We start from the raw sequence: 15,449 nt of genomic DNA, 5'->3' as shown, positions 1-15,449 counted from the left end.
TCTGTGCGGTCTGAAAGTTTTCTGCAGTGTTACTGCTGAACCTGAATGAGCTGTGCTTCGATATGGCGACGGGTGATTTTCATCGCCTCAGCGCGGTTAAACTCTTTACCGCTGAGCGCCCCGCGCAGCCACAGGCCGTCAATCAGGGCAGCGGTACTTTGCGCAGCCAGACGGGCTTCAGCCTTAGGCAGAAAACGTCTGAATTCAGAACATAAATTTGAATAGAGCCGGCGGCTGTTGACCTGTTGCAGACGGTACAGCTGCGGGTGATGCATGCTGCTCGCCCAGAAGGCCAGCCAGGTTTTCATCGCCGCGCTGTTGGTCTGACTGTCGTCAAAATTGGCTTCTGCAATGGCATGCAGCCGCGCCGTCGGTGCGGTATCCGTCATTTGTGATAACCGCAGCTGCACCCCTTCTCCCAAATGACTGAGCAAATAACGCATGGTCGCTTCCAGCAGCCCATTCTTGTCACGAAAGTAGTGACTGATGATGCCGTTGGAAACGCCGGCACGGCGTGCGATTTGTGAAATCGAGGCATCGTGCATCCCGACTTCGTTCACCGCGGCCAGTGTTGCCTCAATCAATTGCTGCCGTCTGATGGGCTGCATTCCTACTTTGGGCATGGGTCCGACTCCTGAAAATGAGCGGGCTGAAACGTGCTAAAAAAACCATTTTTTTACGCTTTCGTTCAACCTTGTTAACGCTCTGACGTCACCTATTTAACTTTTTTTTGATTGAACGTTCAATTAAAAATGCATATATTTTATTACCAATACGTTAGTAATTTGTATGAATTTTGAGATGAGTTAGAACCCATTTTATTGAAAATTAGAGAGTAATTAACAAATCAGGGGAAAAGATGGCGACTGCCGATACGACAGAAAAACATTCTGAGAAACCTCGCGATCAGCTGAACAAGGTGGTTTTCTTCACCTCAGCCGGTCTGATTTTAGCCTTCACATTGATGACCATTTTCTTCACCGATTTATCGGGAAAATGGATAAGTCTCACCCTCAACTGGGTGTCCGCTACTTTCGGCTGGTATTACATGCTGGCGGCGACGCTGTACATCGTGTTTGTAGTGTTCATTGCCTGCTCGCGCTTCGGCTCGATCAAACTGGGTCCTGAACAATCCAAACCCGAATTCAGCATGATGAGCTGGGCGGCAATGTTATTTGCTGCCGGGATCGGCATCGACCTGATGTTCTTCTCGGTCGCTGAACCGGTAACGCAGTATATGTTGCCCCCGGAAGGCAACGGTCAGACGCTGGAAGCGGCACGACAGGCGATGACCTGGACGCTGTTCCATTACGGCCTGACCGGCTGGGCGATGTACGCGCTGATGGGGATTGCGCTGGGCTATTTCAGCTACCGTTATAACCTGCCACTGACTATCCGCTCGGCGCTGTACCCGATTTTCGGCAAACGTATTAATGGCCCGATCGGTCACAGTGTGGATATTGCAGCCGTTGTCGGTACGATTTTTGGGATTGCGACCACGCTGGGGATCGGTGTAGTCCAGCTGAATTACGGGCTGAAAGTGCTGTTCCACATTCCAGAGAATCTGACGGTGCAGGCGGCGCTGATCCTGCTGTCGGTAGTGATGGCGACAGTTTCTGTCACCTCGGGCGTGAATAAAGGTATTCGTATTTTATCGGAGCTTAACGTACTGCTGGCGCTGGGACTGATCCTGTTCCTGCTGTTCTTCGGCAATACCGAGTTCCTGCTCAATGCGCTGGTGCTGAACATCGGCGATTACATCAACCGGTTTATGGGGATGACGCTCAACACCTTTGCGTTTGACCGCCCGACCGAGTGGATGAACAGCTGGACACTGTTCTTCTGGGCGTGGTGGGTCGCCTGGTCGCCGTTTGTCGGTCTGTTCCTGGCACGTATTTCCCGTGGCCGGACCATCCGTCAGTTCGTGTTGGGTACGCTTATCATCCCGTTCGTCTTCACCCTGTTGTGGTTGTCGATTTTCGGTAACAGCGCGCTGTATCAGATCCTGCACGGCAATCTGGATTTCGCTAACGAAGTGATTTCACATCCTGAGCGCGGCGTATACAGCCTGCTGGCGCAGTATCCGGGCTTTACGCTGAGTGCTTCAGTGGCCACTATCACCGGCCTGCTGTTTTACGTCACCTCGGCAGATTCCGGTTCGCTGGTGCTGGGTAATTTCACCTCGAAGCTGGCGGACATCAATAACGATGCGCCAAACTGGCTGCGGATCTTCTGGTCAGTCACCATCGGTGTTCTGACGCTGGGGATGCTGATGACCGATGGGGTATCGGCGCTGCAAAACACCACGGTGATTATGGGGCTACCGTTCAGTTTTGTGATTTTCTTCATCATGGCCGGATTGTATAAATCGCTGCGGCTGGAAGATTATCGCCGCGCCAGCACCCAGCAGTCGCTGGCACCGCTGCCGGCCACCAGTGATGCGGCGCTAAACTGGAAGCAGCGCCTGTCGCGGGTGATGAATTATCCGGGCACCACGCATACGCAGAAAATGATGGATACCGTGTGCCGCCCTGCGATGCAGGAAGTGGCGCAGGAACTGGAGCTGCGTGGCGCGAAAGTGACGTTTACCGAGCACGAACCGGAAGAAGACGAGAAGATAAGTCATCTGGAGTTGCAGGTAGCGCTCGGCGAAGAGCAGAACTTTATCTATCAGATTTGGCCGGTGCGTTACGCCGTCCCTGCGTTTACCTATCGCGCACGGGCGGGTAAATCCAACTATTACCGTCTGGAGACGTTCCTGCTGGAAGGGACGCAGGGTAACGACCTGATGGATTTCACTAAACATCAGGTGATCAACGACATTCTGGATCAGTACGAACGTCATCTGAACTTCCTGCACATCAACCGTGAGGCACCGGGGAATACGCTGACATTCCCGGAGTAATATTGATAAGTCAGGTAAAATACAAAACCCGCGAAATGCGGGTTTTGTATTTTCATAGAGACTACCTCAAAAACGCCAGCACCTTCTCCAGCAAGCGTTCGGGTTGCTCTTCGGCAATATAATGGCCGCAGGGTAATGCCTCGCCCTGCACGTTTTTTGCCACTTTTCGCCACTCCTCCAGCGGCTTAAAACACTGGCCGACAGTGCCCTTTTCGCCCCACAGCACCAGCAGCGGACAACTGATTTTGCGGCCCGCATTCAGGTCTTCTTCGTCGTGTTGCAGGTCGATACTTGCCGAAGCGCGGTAGTCCTCGCAAATCCCACGCGCCGTTCCATCAAGTTGCAGACAACGCAGATAATCTGCGTAAGCTTCTTCGGTGAAAGGCTGCATTCCGGCACTGCGGCTGCCCATCACGCTGCGCAAGTATTGGGCCGGATCGGCGGTGATCAACGTTTCAGGGAAAGGGGCCGGGCGAATGAGAAAGAACCAGTGCCAGTAGGCGCGGGCGAACGCTTCGTTGGTTTGCCGGTACATGGAAAGCGTCGGGGCGATATCCATCAGCACCAGTTGTTTCACCGCCTGCGGATGATCCAGCGCCAGACGGTGCGCCACGCGGGCACCGCGGTCATGAGCGATAACGCTGAACTGGCTGAAACCCAGCGCGGCCATGAGTTCCAGCTGATCCTGCGCCATTTCACGTTTGCTGTAGCGAAGATGGTCTTCGTCTGGCTCAGGCTTACCGCTGTCGCCATAACCGCGCAAATCGGCGAGCACCACGGTGAATTGTGACGTGAGGTAAGGCGCGACCTTATGCCAGATAGCCTGAGTTTGCGGATGCCCGTGAAGTAATAAAAGAGGCTCGCCCTGCCCGGCGATACGGTAGGCAATTTCAGTGCCGCTGACCGTCATGCGGCCCTGGGTAAAATGTTCAAACATGGGTTTTCTCCTTTTTCATCCATCTTAGTGGATGACGGTCCGGCAACAAGGCCGCAAATGAAGATCGCCGGTTCACGATCCGTGTTTTGAGTCATCACACTCAGGCCATTGCCTGACAGCCACTAAGTTTGCGACGCTGGCATTATCCATTCGGTTCATCAGGGCAATGAAATGAAGCCAAAAACGCTGTATGAAAAACACATCGACAGCCACACCGTCCGCACGCTGGATGACAAAGGCCACGTGCTGCTCTACATCGACCGGCAGGTGATTAACGAATACACCAGCCCGCAGGCATTCAGCGGACTGCGCGATGCAGGTCGTCGCGTGTGGCGGCCGGAAACGTCGCTGGCGGTAGTCGATCACGTTAATCCTACCGCGCCGCTGCGTACACGCCAGATGCCGGATGCCGGTGGCGCTCGTCAGGTTTCCTATCTGGCCGAAAACTGCGCAGAGTTTGGCATTGAACTGTTCGATATTTTGGATAAGCGCCAGGGTATAGAACACGTTGTCGCGCCTGAACAGGGTTTTATTCTGCCCGGCATGGTGATCGCCGCGGGAGACAGCCACACCACGACTTACGGGGCCTTAGGCGCGTTCGGATTTGGTATCGGCACATCGGAAATCGAACACCTGCTGGCGACCCAGACGCTGGTGTATAAACGTCTGAAAACAATGCGGGTGACGGTGAATGGCGTACTTAATCAGGGCATTACCGCCAAAGACGTGGTGATGGCGATGGTGGCGAAAATCGGTGCGGCGGGCGCGACCGGTTACGCCATCGAATTCTGCGGTCCGGGCATTGATATGCTTAGCGTTGAAGGCCGCATGACTATCTGCAACATGGCGGTTGAAGCCGGGGCGCGCGGTGCCTTTATGTCGCCTGATGACAAAGTGTTTGCTTACCTGAAAGACAAACCGCGCGCGCCAAAAGGTCAGCAGTGGCAGGATGCGTTAGACGCATGGCGTCATTTACGCAGCGATGCAGATGCGGTATTTGACAGTGAGGTCAGCCTGCAAGCACAGGATATCGCGCCGATGGTCAGTTGGGGCACCAGCCCGGATCAGGCGCTGGCGATAAGCGGTCAGGTTCCCGACCCGCAAACTGAGCCCGATGTCTCACGCCGCAAAGATTTGCAACGCGCGCTCAATTATATGGGTCTGCACGCAGGTCAGGCGCTTAACAGCATCAACATCAGCCATGCATTTATCGGCTCCTGTACAAACGCGCGCATCGAAGATTTACGCGCCGCCGCTGCTGTGGTGCGCGGTAAAAAAGTCGCCTCTACCGTGCGGGCGATGATCGTGCCAGGCTCAAGTCAGGTGCGCGCGCAGGCGGAAGCGGAAGGTCTGGCAGATGTCTTCATTCAGGCCGGTTTTGAATGGCGGCAATCCGGCTGCTCGATGTGTCTGGCGATGAATGATGACGTGCTCTCGCCCGGCGATCGCTGCGCATCCAGCACCAACCGTAATTTTGAAGGGCGTCAGGGCGCGGGCGCACGCACCCATCTGATGAGCCCGGCGATGGTGGCTGCCGCTGCCATTTGTGGTCACCTGACCGATGTGCGTGACGTAAAAGGAGAAGACTATGCAGGCATTTAACGTACTTAGCGGTGTGGCTGCGCCCTTCCCTGCGGCCAACGTTGATACTGATGTGATCATGCCGAAACAGTTTCTGAAAGGCATTGACCGCAACGGGCTGGATCGTGGTGTATTTTTTGATCTGCGTTTTCTGGCCGATGGCTCGCCGGATCCGTCGTTTATCCTCAATCAGCCTGAGTGGCAGCAGGCAAAATTCTTGCTGGTCGGGCCAAACTTTGGCTGCGGTTCCAGCCGTGAACATGCGGTCTGGGGGCTGAAACAGCTGGGTATTCGGGCGCTGATCGGCACCACCTTCGCCGGAATATTCTTCGACAACTGCCAGCGCAACGGCGTACTGACGGTGCAACTGAGTCCGGAGCAATGGGCGCAGATAGCAAAGGAAGTGGCTCAGGCGGATAAAAATGACATCACCGTAGATTTACCGGCGCAGACCATTAGTCTGCATGATGGTAATGAAATCGCGTTTAACATTGATGAGCTGAGCAAAACGTCATTGCTTAACGGCCTGGATGCGGTGGGGAACACGCTGCGTTACAGCGAGGAAATTCGTGAGTTTCAGCGGTCACACCTGCAACGTAACCCGTGGCTGGCGTGAGGAAAATCTGTTTCAGCCGAGTAAATGACTGAAACGCTGATGCAGGAATTCAACGCAAACCCGCAGTTTTGCCGATTCCGCCAGCCGAGTGGGATAGACCGCCCAGACGCTGGCGGGCTGGGAAAACTGTGGCAATATCTGCACCAGCTCACCCTTTTCGATGTAAGGCCTGACATCCCACTCCGAGCGCAAAATGATGCCCTGATGCTCGAGCGCCCACTGCAACACCACTTCCCCGCTGTTGGAGGAAAGCGCCCCTTTCACTCTGACACGCTGTTGTTCGTTGCCTTCGATCAGCAGCCAGATGCCAAAAGGATTATCGCGCTCTTTGAGCACCAGACATTGATGCTGCATCAGCGCGTTCAGCGATTCAGGCTCTCCGTGCGCGGTCAGATAGGACGGCGACGCGCATAATATACGTTGGTGTTGTGCCAGTTTTTTTCCGATGTGCTGTTCGGGAATGTCATCACCCACCAGAATTTCCAGATCAATGCCTTCAGCAACCAGATCCACCACCCGGTCAAACAAATCCAGACGCAGATTAAGTTGCGGATAGCGCCTCGCCAGCTCCGCAATAGCCGGTGCTACATGGCAGCGGCCAAATCCAAAAGAGCTGCAAATGTGCACGTTGCCGCGCGGTTCGCTTCGGGAGTCGGACAGATCGCCGATAAACTGCTCGAACGTATCGAGAATTTGCAGCGCCCAGCGGCGGGCGCGCTCGCCCTCTTCAGTCAGGCGCACGCCGCGGGTGGAACGGTGCAGCAGACGGGCGTTCAGCGTTTCTTCAAGTATCTGAATCCGCTTGCTGACATAGGCCGGAGACTGTCCAAGTTCAGTCGCCGCCGAGGCAAAACTTTGCTTATTCACCACCGCCAGAAAGACTCTTAAGTCCTCCGCCAGTGGTAAACGCTCCCGGTCACTGGTCATCGTCAGAATCCAAAAGCACTTTCGTTAAATCTTTCCGCCCGGTGAACATCGGTACTTTTCACGCCCGCAATATCCATTTTTTCCTGCGCCTCTTCGATGTCTTCTTCATCAATTTCCAGCGATTCCTGATCGTAGCCTTCCTGAGGCGTCAGCGCCAGTTCGACCATAATCGGGAAGTGATCCGAGCCCATAAATTCAAGACGGTGCAGGTCAATGAGAGTGAAATGTTTACTGTGGAAAACGTGATCCAGCGGCCAGCGCAGGAACGGATAGCTGGCATGGAACGTGTTGTACATGCCACGGCCACGACGCGGATCGAGCAGGCCGCTCACTTTCATAAACAGGCGCGTGGTGCGTGACCACGCGACGTCGTTCAGATCGCCCGTCACAATGGTCGGGTATGTCGCTTTCGCGGCGGTATGCCCGACGGCAATCAGTTCGCCGTCGCGGTCGGTAGATTCATCCGCTTCCGTCGGGCTCGGTGGCATCGGGTGCAGACAGTGCATCACCACCTGTTCACCGGACGCCAGTTCGGCGCGAAAATGCATCGACGGAATATCGTCCGCTACCAAAAATTGGATCTGCGCATCATGCAATGGCAGGCGCGAGTAGACGTGCATCCCGTAGAGATTATCCAGCGGACAGCGCAGGCTGTGCGGGTAATCCGGCTCCAGCGGTGCCATCTGATCTTCCCACCACTGATCGGTCTCCAGCAACACCACAATATCGGGCTTATTTTTCTGGATCAGACTGAGTAATTTATCTGCCTTGCGATTAGTGGTCAGCACGTTGCTGTTGATGATTTTGATACGGGAATGTCCGTTCGGCGGTGTCTTTTTGACCTGAAACGGATACAAGCGTGTGTACGGCAAAATCCACCAGCTTTGATAGAGCATGCAGGCAACCGTCAGCACGATGGTGATAGTCGCGATCGTTCCGCCAAACGGCAGAATAAAGAGTTCAGTTAGCAGGAAAAGTAAACATAAAGACGCCATTTGCAGACGAGGAAAATCCCACACCCGCACCCACCAGCGTTGATTTTTGGAAAGAGGCAGCAGCGTCAAAAAGGTCATAATGACCGTCAGTACGCAGACTGTAATGCGAAGTGCTTCCATGGGTAATCGGCCCTGATAAAAGAATCATCAATTTTAGTTGTTGGCAGATTGTGACTTAAAAGATAGGGAACGACCAGAAGGATATCGCCACCTTTTCCTGAGATTAGAAAGAGGTGGCGAGGAGACGCGGTCTTTATTTCGCCGGTGCAGCCTGATCGGATATATGGCACCAGTTATGCTGCTGAACAATCCCGCCGTCCGGCGATGTATAGCCTATGCAGCCGAGGATGGTGTCATACAGTTTTTCATGGAAAGCGGGTTTCTTCTCAGCGGCCATTTTTTGCAACTGTTCGAAACTCGCCTTGTTCTGATCATTGGCGAGGAATTTATCCGACGCCCAGACCATGATAGGCACAGTGCGCTGCTCAATCGGTGCGTGATCGCGCGGTGTACCGTGGAAATGCATGCTTTTCGAAATGGATTCGCCGTGATCGGACGCGTAAAACACGATGGCGTTCTTGTTGCGCAGCTGATCAAAGACCTGCGACAGGAAATAGTCGGTATACAGCAACGAGTTATCGTAAGCGTTGATCATTTCCGCGGTAGAACACGAATCATCAATGCCCATACATTCCGGCTGATATTTGGCGAATGAACGCGGATAGCGGTCGGAGTAAAGATAATGTGAGCCTTTGGTGTGCAGGATTATCAGATGTTTGCCATTTGGATGGTTAGCCATCGAATCTTTCATCTCGTCCACCAGCAACATGTCATCCACCGGTTTACCGGCGTTACGCTTCTCGGACGCAATGTTTTCACGCAGGGAATAATCATCAGCGCGGGTTTTGTTATAGAACCAGGCTTCGCTCTGCATGGAATACAGCTCCGAGCTCCAGCCTTTGCTTTTGAGCACCGAGAACACATTGGCTTCTTTCAGCGTACGCTGTGGCGCTTCGGAGGCACCGCCTTCACGCACAAACATGCAGCGCAGTGAAAGTTTGGTGGCGGTGTCGCAGGAATAGCCCTGCAAGGCCACAAGATTCTTCTCTTTATCGAGATTCGGCGTGTTATCACGATCGTAGCCATACAGCCCCATGTGGTCGCGACGCGCACTTTCGCCAATCACAAACACCACGTACATGTCTTTGGCATCTGCCGGTTCGTTATAGGTGAAGTGTTTGGCCGGATCGAACAGGTTTTTGGTGTCTTCTGCCTGGCTGTAGCTGCTGTAGACATACAGCCCCAGCGCCGAAAGCCAGTTGGACGGCGAATAAGTGCCCGCCACCACGCCGCCGTAGCTTGCCATCATGCGGTTATTCACCAGATCATGACGATCCTGCACTTTGCCCATCATTTGCAGCGGCAGGTAACAGAGCAAACCGGAGACGATCAGCAGCACGATTTTCACTGCCAGTTTTTTCAGGGTAGTTTCTCTAAATGCCGCGCCGGGCATGGTGCTTAGCCACAACAGGAGTACCGGGATCAGGCTGACCAGCACTGTCCAGGCGAGGAAATGGGTACCGATGGATTCTTTCGATAAATCGATGGAGTCTGAGGCCAGCGCCGCCGCCAAAATACCGTAACCGATATCGACGTTGAACAGGATCATGTAGTAGCTGGCCGCGGCGGAGGAGATCACCACCACGCTCATCAGAATGCGGAAGACCGTTTTCCCGGTAAACGACAGCAGCACACACAGGAAATAGACCAGCGCAAAGGCCGCCAGCATTTCAACGGCAATCGACAACGCGTTGTCATAGTGCAACTGAGAGTAACGTCGGAAGAAAATCGGAAGGTTAAGCAGGATCCCAAGGTAAAGCGCAATGAACAGAAAAATGCTCTGTTGCGAAAGTAAACGTAATTTTTGCATTGGTAATAAATGGCTCTTTGGTGAGTCTGTTTACGTCGTATTGACCGCTCGTGCCGGAGGATTGAACCCACTCCTTAGGACTATTCAGACTCCGGGCCGCGTATTTTCGTTCAAAGTGATTAGTATCTTCCAATGTGATAATGTAACAGAATTAACGAAACCTTTATCTTTCAATCATATAAACCAGATAATTTTCTTACGCGTTGTGCCAGTTTCTTACGTTTATTGAGAAACTACTGAGAAAGCTTGTGATCTTGCCGTGGGAAAGTCAGCGTAAATCGAGTTTCGCCCATAGCAGAACTCGTCACACCCACGCTGCCCTGATGCAGCGCCATAATAGCCTGAACGATGGACAATCCGAGGCCGCTGGAGCTGCCACCTTCGCTGCGTGAAGCATCGGCGCGATAGAAGCGATCGAATAGTTTACCGAGTTTTTCAGAAGGTATCGGGTCGCCCTGACTGATCACATGGATATTCATTCCACTGGCGTGTGGTTCGGCACGAACGAGGATGGATGTGCCTTCGTGCGCATACCGCACGGCGTTGGCAACCAGATTGCTCAGCGCACGCTGGAACAGAATGGCGTCGGCGTATAAAACCCCCTCCCCCGCGCGGTGCAGCGTCATCTCCCGCTCTTCCGCCAAACCCTCGAAGTATTCCTGAATCCGCGTCATTTCAGCTGAAACATCAATGCTGGTGATGGTCAGCACCGAACGCGCATCAGTCGCCCGCGCCAGGAACAGAATGTTTTCGACCATACGTGAAATACGCTCCAGCTCCTCCATATTATTGGCCAGCAGCGTTTCGTATTCCTCGGTGCTGCGCGGCTGATAGAGCGCCACCTGACAGTGCCCCATCAGCGCACCCACCGGCGTACGGATCTCATGCGCCAGATCGGCTGAGAACTGCGTGAGGCGCTGATACCCTTCCGCCAGCCGTTCGAGCATGTCGTTGAATGAATAGATTAACTGCTGCAACTCCTGCGGTGCATTTTCACTACTCAGACGCGTGGACAGGCTGGCGGGATGGATCTTCGTTGCCTCCAGCGCCATATGCCGCAGAGGTCGTAATCCCCGCCGGATCACCCCATACCCGAGCGCGGCAATCAGCAGATAGGCGAACAGCACCGCGCCGGTGATTTCCCAGCGAAACGTCTGCAACATCCGCGCTTCGCCGGTCATGAAGTGCGCGGCGGTAATCTCCACCGTGCGGCCATCCTCAATTTTGACGGCGGCACGGGCGAAACGAACCGGCGTGTCGTCGGGCGCGGTAAGCATGTGAACGGTGCTCAGCGTTAACGGCTCACCGTCCGGTACCGGCGCAACCGGTGGCAGCGCCAGGCGCGACGGATTGACATTGATAATCGGCGGCGCATCGCTCAGACGGAAAGTCAGGATATCCCGCTCGTTGCCGAGCATGTTTTCGAACAGGCCGGGATTATGGCTGAGCTGGGACAAAGGGAACTCGCTGGCCAGCAGATGACGAAAATACTGCACGCGCCCGCTCACCTGATAATCGGCACGCCGGACCAGCTCTTTTTCCAGCGAGTAATAGAGATAAACGCCCACGGCGCTCACCACCAGAGAGGCTAACAGTGCAAACAGCAGCGTGGCCCGCAGTGTAAGGGACATAGCGCGTCTGATTTTTGGCTTCTCAGTCATGACGCACTTCGCACACGTAGCCGATGCCGCGCACGGTATGAATGAGTTTGACGTCAAAGGCGCGGTCGATTTTGGCGCGCAGGCGCTTGATCGCCACGTCCACTACGTTGGTATCGCTGTCAAAATTCATATCCCATACCTGCGAGGCAATCATGGTACGTGAAAGCACTTCGCTCTCACGGCGCATCAGCAAATGCAACAGCATAAATTCCTTATTCGTCAGCGCAATGGTCTGATCCTGACGGGTTACACGGCGGCGCAGCAGGTCGAGATTGAGATCGGCAACGCTGTAGATATCTGGCTCGCGGGCGGCGGGACGGCGCAGCAGCGTGCGGATGCGCAGCACCAGCTCGGTGAAGGAGAATGGTTTGATGAGGTAATCGTCAGCGCCCAGCTCCAGTCCATGAATGCGATCCTGTACTTCATCGCGCGCGGTCAGGAACAGCACCGGCACGTCACTTTTTTTGCGCAGCACTTCCATCACCTGCCAGCCGTCGAGCCCCGGCAGCATGACGTCGAGGATCACCGCGTCATAGCCGTCTTCGAGCGCCAGAAACAGCCCGTCAGCGCCGTTACGCGCCAGATCCACGCTGTAACCCGCTTCGGTCAGCCCTTTTTTCAGGTAATCGCCTGTGCTGACATCATCTTCTATCACCAGTATCCGCATTCAGCCCTCAGCGCCGCACGATCATTCCCCCAAAGAATGACTCCAGAGAAGTTTATCAGTTTCGTCAGACACCTTTGATGACAATTTTGTCATCAACTTGTCATCTGCCAATCCCGGTTTATCGTCCACTCTTAATAAAGTTATTCATCACTGGTACGCGCAGTGATTCTTCTACCCGAATGAAAATACGTAAGAAACTGGAGAGATAAACATGAATACACCAACACGCCTTGCAGGTCTTTTACTCGGTTCGCTGCTGATGTGCAGCGGGATGACCACCGCCTTTGCGGCTGACAACGTTATCAAACCAACGCGCGGAACCATTGAGTCCGTTAATGATTCCTCGATGCAAGTCACCACCCGTCAGGGCGAGAAGCTGGACGTCAAACTGACCGACCAGACCAAAATCAACGCCGTAACCAAAGGGCAGATCAGCGACATTAAAGCCGACAGCTTCATCGGTACCGCAGCTGTTCCGCAGGCCAACGGCACGCTGAAAGCACTGGAAGTGCACGTATTTGCGCCAAGCCTGCGCGGCAGCGGCGAAGGTTTCAACCCGTTTGAATCCGCCGATGGCAAAATCAATACCATGACCAACGGTACCGTCGGCAAACTGGTGAACACCAATGGCCGCACGCTGACCGTTAAATACCATGACGCAGAAAAAACGGTTGTGGTGCCTGACGATGTGCCGGTGGTTCTGCTGGCGCCGGGCGACCGCAGCCTGCTGAAACCTGGGACTAAAATCGTGCTGTTTGCGATGAAAGACGATAAAGGCGCACTGGTTGCCCGTGGTATCGCCGCCGGTAAAGACGGCGTCGCGCCACCGATGTAACCCTTAGCACTTACGCCTGCAGGCCGTGTCTGTCAGCAAGCGTAAGTTGTTTTTGAAAAACTGCGCAGGGTGAAACCTCCCTCTTTCACTTTGCGCAGTTTCTCACTACGCAGGAGCTTATCCGTGAAATCTCAACCCTCCCCGCTGCGTACGCCTACTTCAACTCTCCCTTTGGCGAAAAAAAAACGTATTCATCCCTGGCCGGTTCGTCTGTGCCACTGGATTAATCTTTTCGCGATGATCGGCATGGTGATGAGCGGCTGGGGAATTTATAACGCCGACCCGATTTTTTCTTTTACCTTTCCGCAAAGCGCCACGCTCGGTGGCTGGCTGGGAGGCAACATTGCCTGGCATCTGGCGGTGATGTGGCTGATGGCGGCCAACGCTTTATTTTATGTGGTCTGGGGCATTTTCAGCGGCCATTTTAAACGCGACTTTTTTCCGTTTTCGCCGCGTACCGTCTGGCGAGATACCGTCCGCGCCCTGACTTTCCACCTTCCGCATAAGCTCGGCCAGTACAACGCAGTGCAGAAACTGATGTACGTCGGCGTGCTGCTGCTCGGCGTATTGCTGGTGCTCTCGGGATTATCCATCTGGAAACCGGTGCAGTTCAGCGGTCTGGTGTGGCTGTTTGGCGGTTTTGATATTGCCCGCTATGTTCATTTCTTTGCCATGAGCGGCGTAATGCTGTTCGTGGTAGTTCACGTTGTCATGGTGTTACTGGTGCCGAAAACCTTTGTCGCCATGATTACCGGCGGCAAAAAAATCAGTACGGAGGAAAGCGCTGATGAGTGATAAATCAGACCGCCCGAAAATCATTATCGAACCCGATCAGCGCAAGCAACTGGTGAATATACAGCGCCGACTGCTGCTGCGCTCCGGTCTGACGCTGGGTGCAGTCTCAATGCTGACAGGCTGTAATTTGCAGGATGGTGACCAGGTCGACAAAGTCCTGTGGGCGATGTCCCGCTGGAATGACCGCGTGCAGGGCTGGCTGTTCAGCGGCCAGAAGCTGGCGCAAACCTATCGTGAAGATCAGATAACTACACCTTTCCGCTTCAATGCATTCTACCCGGAATACAATGTGCCGGAGATCGACATTCCCAATTACCGGCTGGAAGTTTCCGGTCTGGTGCAGAAGAAAGCCCCGTGGACGCTGGAACAGTTGCAGCGCCTGCCGCAGGAAAGTCAGATCACTCGCCTGATTTGCATTGAAGGCTGGAGCGCCATTGGCCAGTGGAAAGGCGTGCCGCTGAAAACCTTTCTGCAACACGTCGGTGCAGATCTCACCGCGAAATACGTCGGATTCAAATGCGACGACCGCTACTATTCCAGCATCGATATGGCCACGGCCTTGCATCCGCAAACCATACTGGCACTGGATTTTGGCGGCAAACCGCTGCCGCCCGATTTTGGCTATCCACTACGGCTGCGAATGCCTACTAAACTCGGCTTCAAAAACGCCAAACATATCGGCGCTATTTTTGTCACCAATGAGAACCCTGGCGGTTACTGGGAAGATCAGGGGTATAACTGGTTTAGCGGGATTTGATGACAGCATTGGATAGAATTTCCATTCGTTAGTCTGAGCTGATTTTTATTTAATCTACTTGTAAAAAAAAATATTTAAGGAAATGTTTTATTAATTAGAGCCCTTTTCAATCATGGGCTCTAAAATCATTTATAAAGTTTAATGAAATTTTCTACATTTGAGAGCATGTCAGGCAACCTGCTATCAATTAACTCATCACTCCATTCCCACCATTTTAACTGTAATAAATCTTCAATGATATTTTCAGGATGTCTAAGTCTGATTTTTTTTGCTGGCATGCCGCCAACTATTGAATAAGGCTCGACATCTTTATTAACTAAGCTGTTCGCAGCAATCACCGCACCATCACCAATTCTCACGCCAGACATAATGGTAACACCACGCCCGATCCATACATCATTTCCAATGTTAACATCACCGTTTGAAAAATGATCCTCAATAGAATAACGGCGAGCACCAGGCCAATACTTTTTTAGCGTACTAAAAGGGTATGTAGTAACTGTATCCGTTTTATGGTTGCCAAGAATAATAGTAACACCACCTGCAATAGAACAAAACTTGCCGATTTTTATTTTTGCCATTCTCGGCTCTAATACACTAATATTTCCATAAGTATGGTCTCCAACTTCCCAACCATATTTAACCACTCCATCTTTCAATAATTTTTGCGTAAGCGTTTCTGGTCTTTCGCGGTTCTCCCAAGAAAACTCAATTTGCTGCAGCATATGTCTGATAGCAAGCTGTGGGCGTAATAAAAAGTCACCGCTCAGTATTAATTTATTATCTACAACAGAACAATCATCAAAAAGGGTACTAACTCTCCCATCCTTGCTAAGAAAGGCT

At 53.2% G+C, this 15,449-nt stretch carries 14 protein-coding genes; 6 read left to right on the top strand and 8 right to left on the bottom strand.

The genetic code is table 11. The annotated features are described in order from the left end of the window. Nucleotides 1–29: 29 nt before the first annotated feature. Entirely contained in the window at nt 30–623 is a 594-nt protein-coding gene (betI, locus tag GE278_07105; GenBank protein QLK60540.1) for a transcriptional regulator BetI, read from the bottom strand. Nucleotides 624–859: 236 nt separating this feature from the next. On the opposite strand from betI, the gene GE278_07100 reads away from it, so the two are divergent. Further along, nucleotides 860–2,905, top strand: coding sequence for a BCCT family transporter (locus tag GE278_07100; protein QLK60539.1), 2,046 nt, complete (start codon nt 860–862; stop codon nt 2,903–2,905). Nucleotides 2,906–2,966: 61 nt separating this feature from the next. Here GE278_07100 and GE278_07095 read toward each other — a convergent pair whose 3' ends face one another. Then, the gene (locus GE278_07095) at nt 2,967–3,842 is read right to left on the bottom strand and encodes an alpha/beta fold hydrolase (protein QLK60538.1); all 876 of its coding nucleotides are present in this window, start codon (nt 3,840–3,842) and stop codon (nt 2,967–2,969) included. Nucleotides 3,843–4,013: 171 nt separating this feature from the next. On the opposite strand from GE278_07095, the gene leuC reads away from it, so the two are divergent. Next, complete coding sequence (leuC, locus tag GE278_07090; GenBank protein ID QLK60537.1) at nt 4,014–5,444, top strand: 3-isopropylmalate dehydratase large subunit; 1,431 nt, start codon at nt 4,014–4,016, stop codon at nt 5,442–5,444. Further along, nucleotides 5,431–6,039, top strand: a complete 609-nt coding sequence (leuD, locus tag GE278_07085) for a 3-isopropylmalate dehydratase small subunit (GenBank protein QLK60536.1) — start codon at nt 5,431–5,433, stop codon at nt 6,037–6,039. The genes leuC and leuD overlap by 14 nt, the downstream gene beginning before the upstream one ends. A gap of 12 nt (nt 6,040–6,051) precedes the next feature. Here the strand turns inward: leuD and GE278_07080 are convergent, their stop codons facing one another. The 5 genes from GE278_07080 to GE278_07060 form a co-directional block, all read right to left on the bottom strand. Then, nucleotides 6,052–6,966: a LysR family transcriptional regulator gene (locus GE278_07080; protein ID QLK60535.1), complete on the bottom strand. Its 915-nt coding sequence runs from the start codon at nt 6,964–6,966 to the stop codon at nt 6,052–6,054. Nucleotides 6,967–6,968: 2 nt separating this feature from the next. Continuing rightward, nucleotides 6,969–8,081, bottom strand: a complete 1,113-nt coding sequence (locus tag GE278_07075; protein ID QLK60534.1) for an endonuclease — start codon at nt 8,079–8,081, stop codon at nt 6,969–6,971. A 133-nt stretch (nt 8,082–8,214) separates the two neighbouring features. Beyond that, a complete protein-coding gene (eptB, locus tag GE278_07070; GenBank protein ID QLK60533.1) occupies nt 8,215–9,891 on the bottom strand; it encodes a kdo(2)-lipid A phosphoethanolamine 7''-transferase in 1,677 nt (558 codons plus the stop codon). 233 nt (nt 9,892–10,124) lie between these two features. Next, complete coding sequence (locus GE278_07065) at nt 10,125–11,522, bottom strand: heavy metal sensor histidine kinase (protein ID QLK63231.1); 1,398 nt, start codon at nt 11,520–11,522, stop codon at nt 10,125–10,127. Between the two features lie 22 nt (nt 11,523–11,544). After that, entirely contained in the window at nt 11,545–12,219 is a 675-nt protein-coding gene (locus GE278_07060; GenBank protein ID QLK60532.1) for a response regulator, read from the bottom strand. A gap of 211 nt (nt 12,220–12,430) precedes the next feature. Here GE278_07060 and GE278_07055 point away from each other — a divergent pair, with 211 nt between their 5' ends. From GE278_07055 to GE278_07045, 3 genes are all read left to right on the top strand, one after another. Beyond that, nucleotides 12,431–13,054, top strand: a complete 624-nt coding sequence (locus GE278_07055; protein QLK60531.1) for a hypothetical protein — start codon at nt 12,431–12,433, stop codon at nt 13,052–13,054. Between the two features lie 144 nt (nt 13,055–13,198). Continuing rightward, the gene (locus GE278_07050; protein QLK63230.1) at nt 13,199–13,849 is read left to right on the top strand and encodes a cytochrome b/b6 domain-containing protein; all 651 of its coding nucleotides are present in this window, start codon (nt 13,199–13,201) and stop codon (nt 13,847–13,849) included. Continuing rightward, nucleotides 13,842–14,606: a molybdopterin-dependent oxidoreductase gene (locus GE278_07045; GenBank protein ID QLK60530.1), complete on the top strand. Its 765-nt coding sequence runs from the start codon at nt 13,842–13,844 to the stop codon at nt 14,604–14,606. The genes GE278_07050 and GE278_07045 overlap by 8 nt, the downstream gene beginning before the upstream one ends. A 125-nt stretch (nt 14,607–14,731) precedes the next feature. Here GE278_07045 and GE278_07040 read toward each other — a convergent pair whose 3' ends face one another. Continuing rightward, a complete protein-coding gene (locus GE278_07040; GenBank protein ID QLK63229.1) occupies nt 14,732–15,331 on the bottom strand; it encodes an antibiotic acetyltransferase in 600 nt (199 codons plus the stop codon). Between the last annotated feature and the right edge of the window lie 118 nt (nt 15,332–15,449).

The sequence above is a fragment of the Enterobacteriaceae bacterium Kacie_13 genome, assembly GCA_013457415.1.
Taxonomy (GTDB): domain Bacteria; phylum Pseudomonadota; class Gammaproteobacteria; order Enterobacterales; family Enterobacteriaceae; genus Rahnella.
Note: the sequence above shows the minus strand (reverse complement) of the source record. Positions and strands in the feature narration are given on the sequence as shown.

Coding starts and splice junctions, on each gene's coding strand:
- betI (QLK60540.1), bottom strand. CDS start 623: ATGCCCAAAGTAGGAATGCAGCCCATCAGACGGCAGCAATTGATTGAG.
- GE278_07100 (QLK60539.1), top strand. CDS start 860: ATGGCGACTGCCGATACGACAGAAAAACATTCTGAGAAACCTCGCGAT.
- GE278_07095 (QLK60538.1), bottom strand. CDS start 3,842: ATGTTTGAACATTTTACCCAGGGCCGCATGACGGTCAGCGGCACTGAA.
- leuC (QLK60537.1), top strand. CDS start 4,014: ATGAAGCCAAAAACGCTGTATGAAAAACACATCGACAGCCACACCGTC.
- leuD (QLK60536.1), top strand. CDS start 5,431: ATGCAGGCATTTAACGTACTTAGCGGTGTGGCTGCGCCCTTCCCTGCG.
- GE278_07080 (QLK60535.1), bottom strand. CDS start 6,966: ATGACCAGTGACCGGGAGCGTTTACCACTGGCGGAGGACTTAAGAGTC.
- GE278_07075 (QLK60534.1), bottom strand. CDS start 8,081: ATGGAAGCACTTCGCATTACAGTCTGCGTACTGACGGTCATTATGACC.
- eptB (QLK60533.1), bottom strand. CDS start 9,891: ATGCAAAAATTACGTTTACTTTCGCAACAGAGCATTTTTCTGTTCATT.
- GE278_07065 (QLK63231.1), bottom strand. CDS start 11,522: ATGTCCCTTACACTGCGGGCCACGCTGCTGTTTGCACTGTTAGCCTCT.
- GE278_07060 (QLK60532.1), bottom strand. CDS start 12,219: ATGCGGATACTGGTGATAGAAGATGATGTCAGCACAGGCGATTACCTG.
- GE278_07055 (QLK60531.1), top strand. CDS start 12,431: ATGAATACACCAACACGCCTTGCAGGTCTTTTACTCGGTTCGCTGCTG.
- GE278_07045 (QLK60530.1), top strand. CDS start 13,842: ATGAGTGATAAATCAGACCGCCCGAAAATCATTATCGAACCCGATCAG.
- GE278_07040 (QLK63229.1), bottom strand. CDS start 15,331: ATGCTGCAGCAAATTGAGTTTTCTTGGGAGAACCGCGAAAGACCAGAA.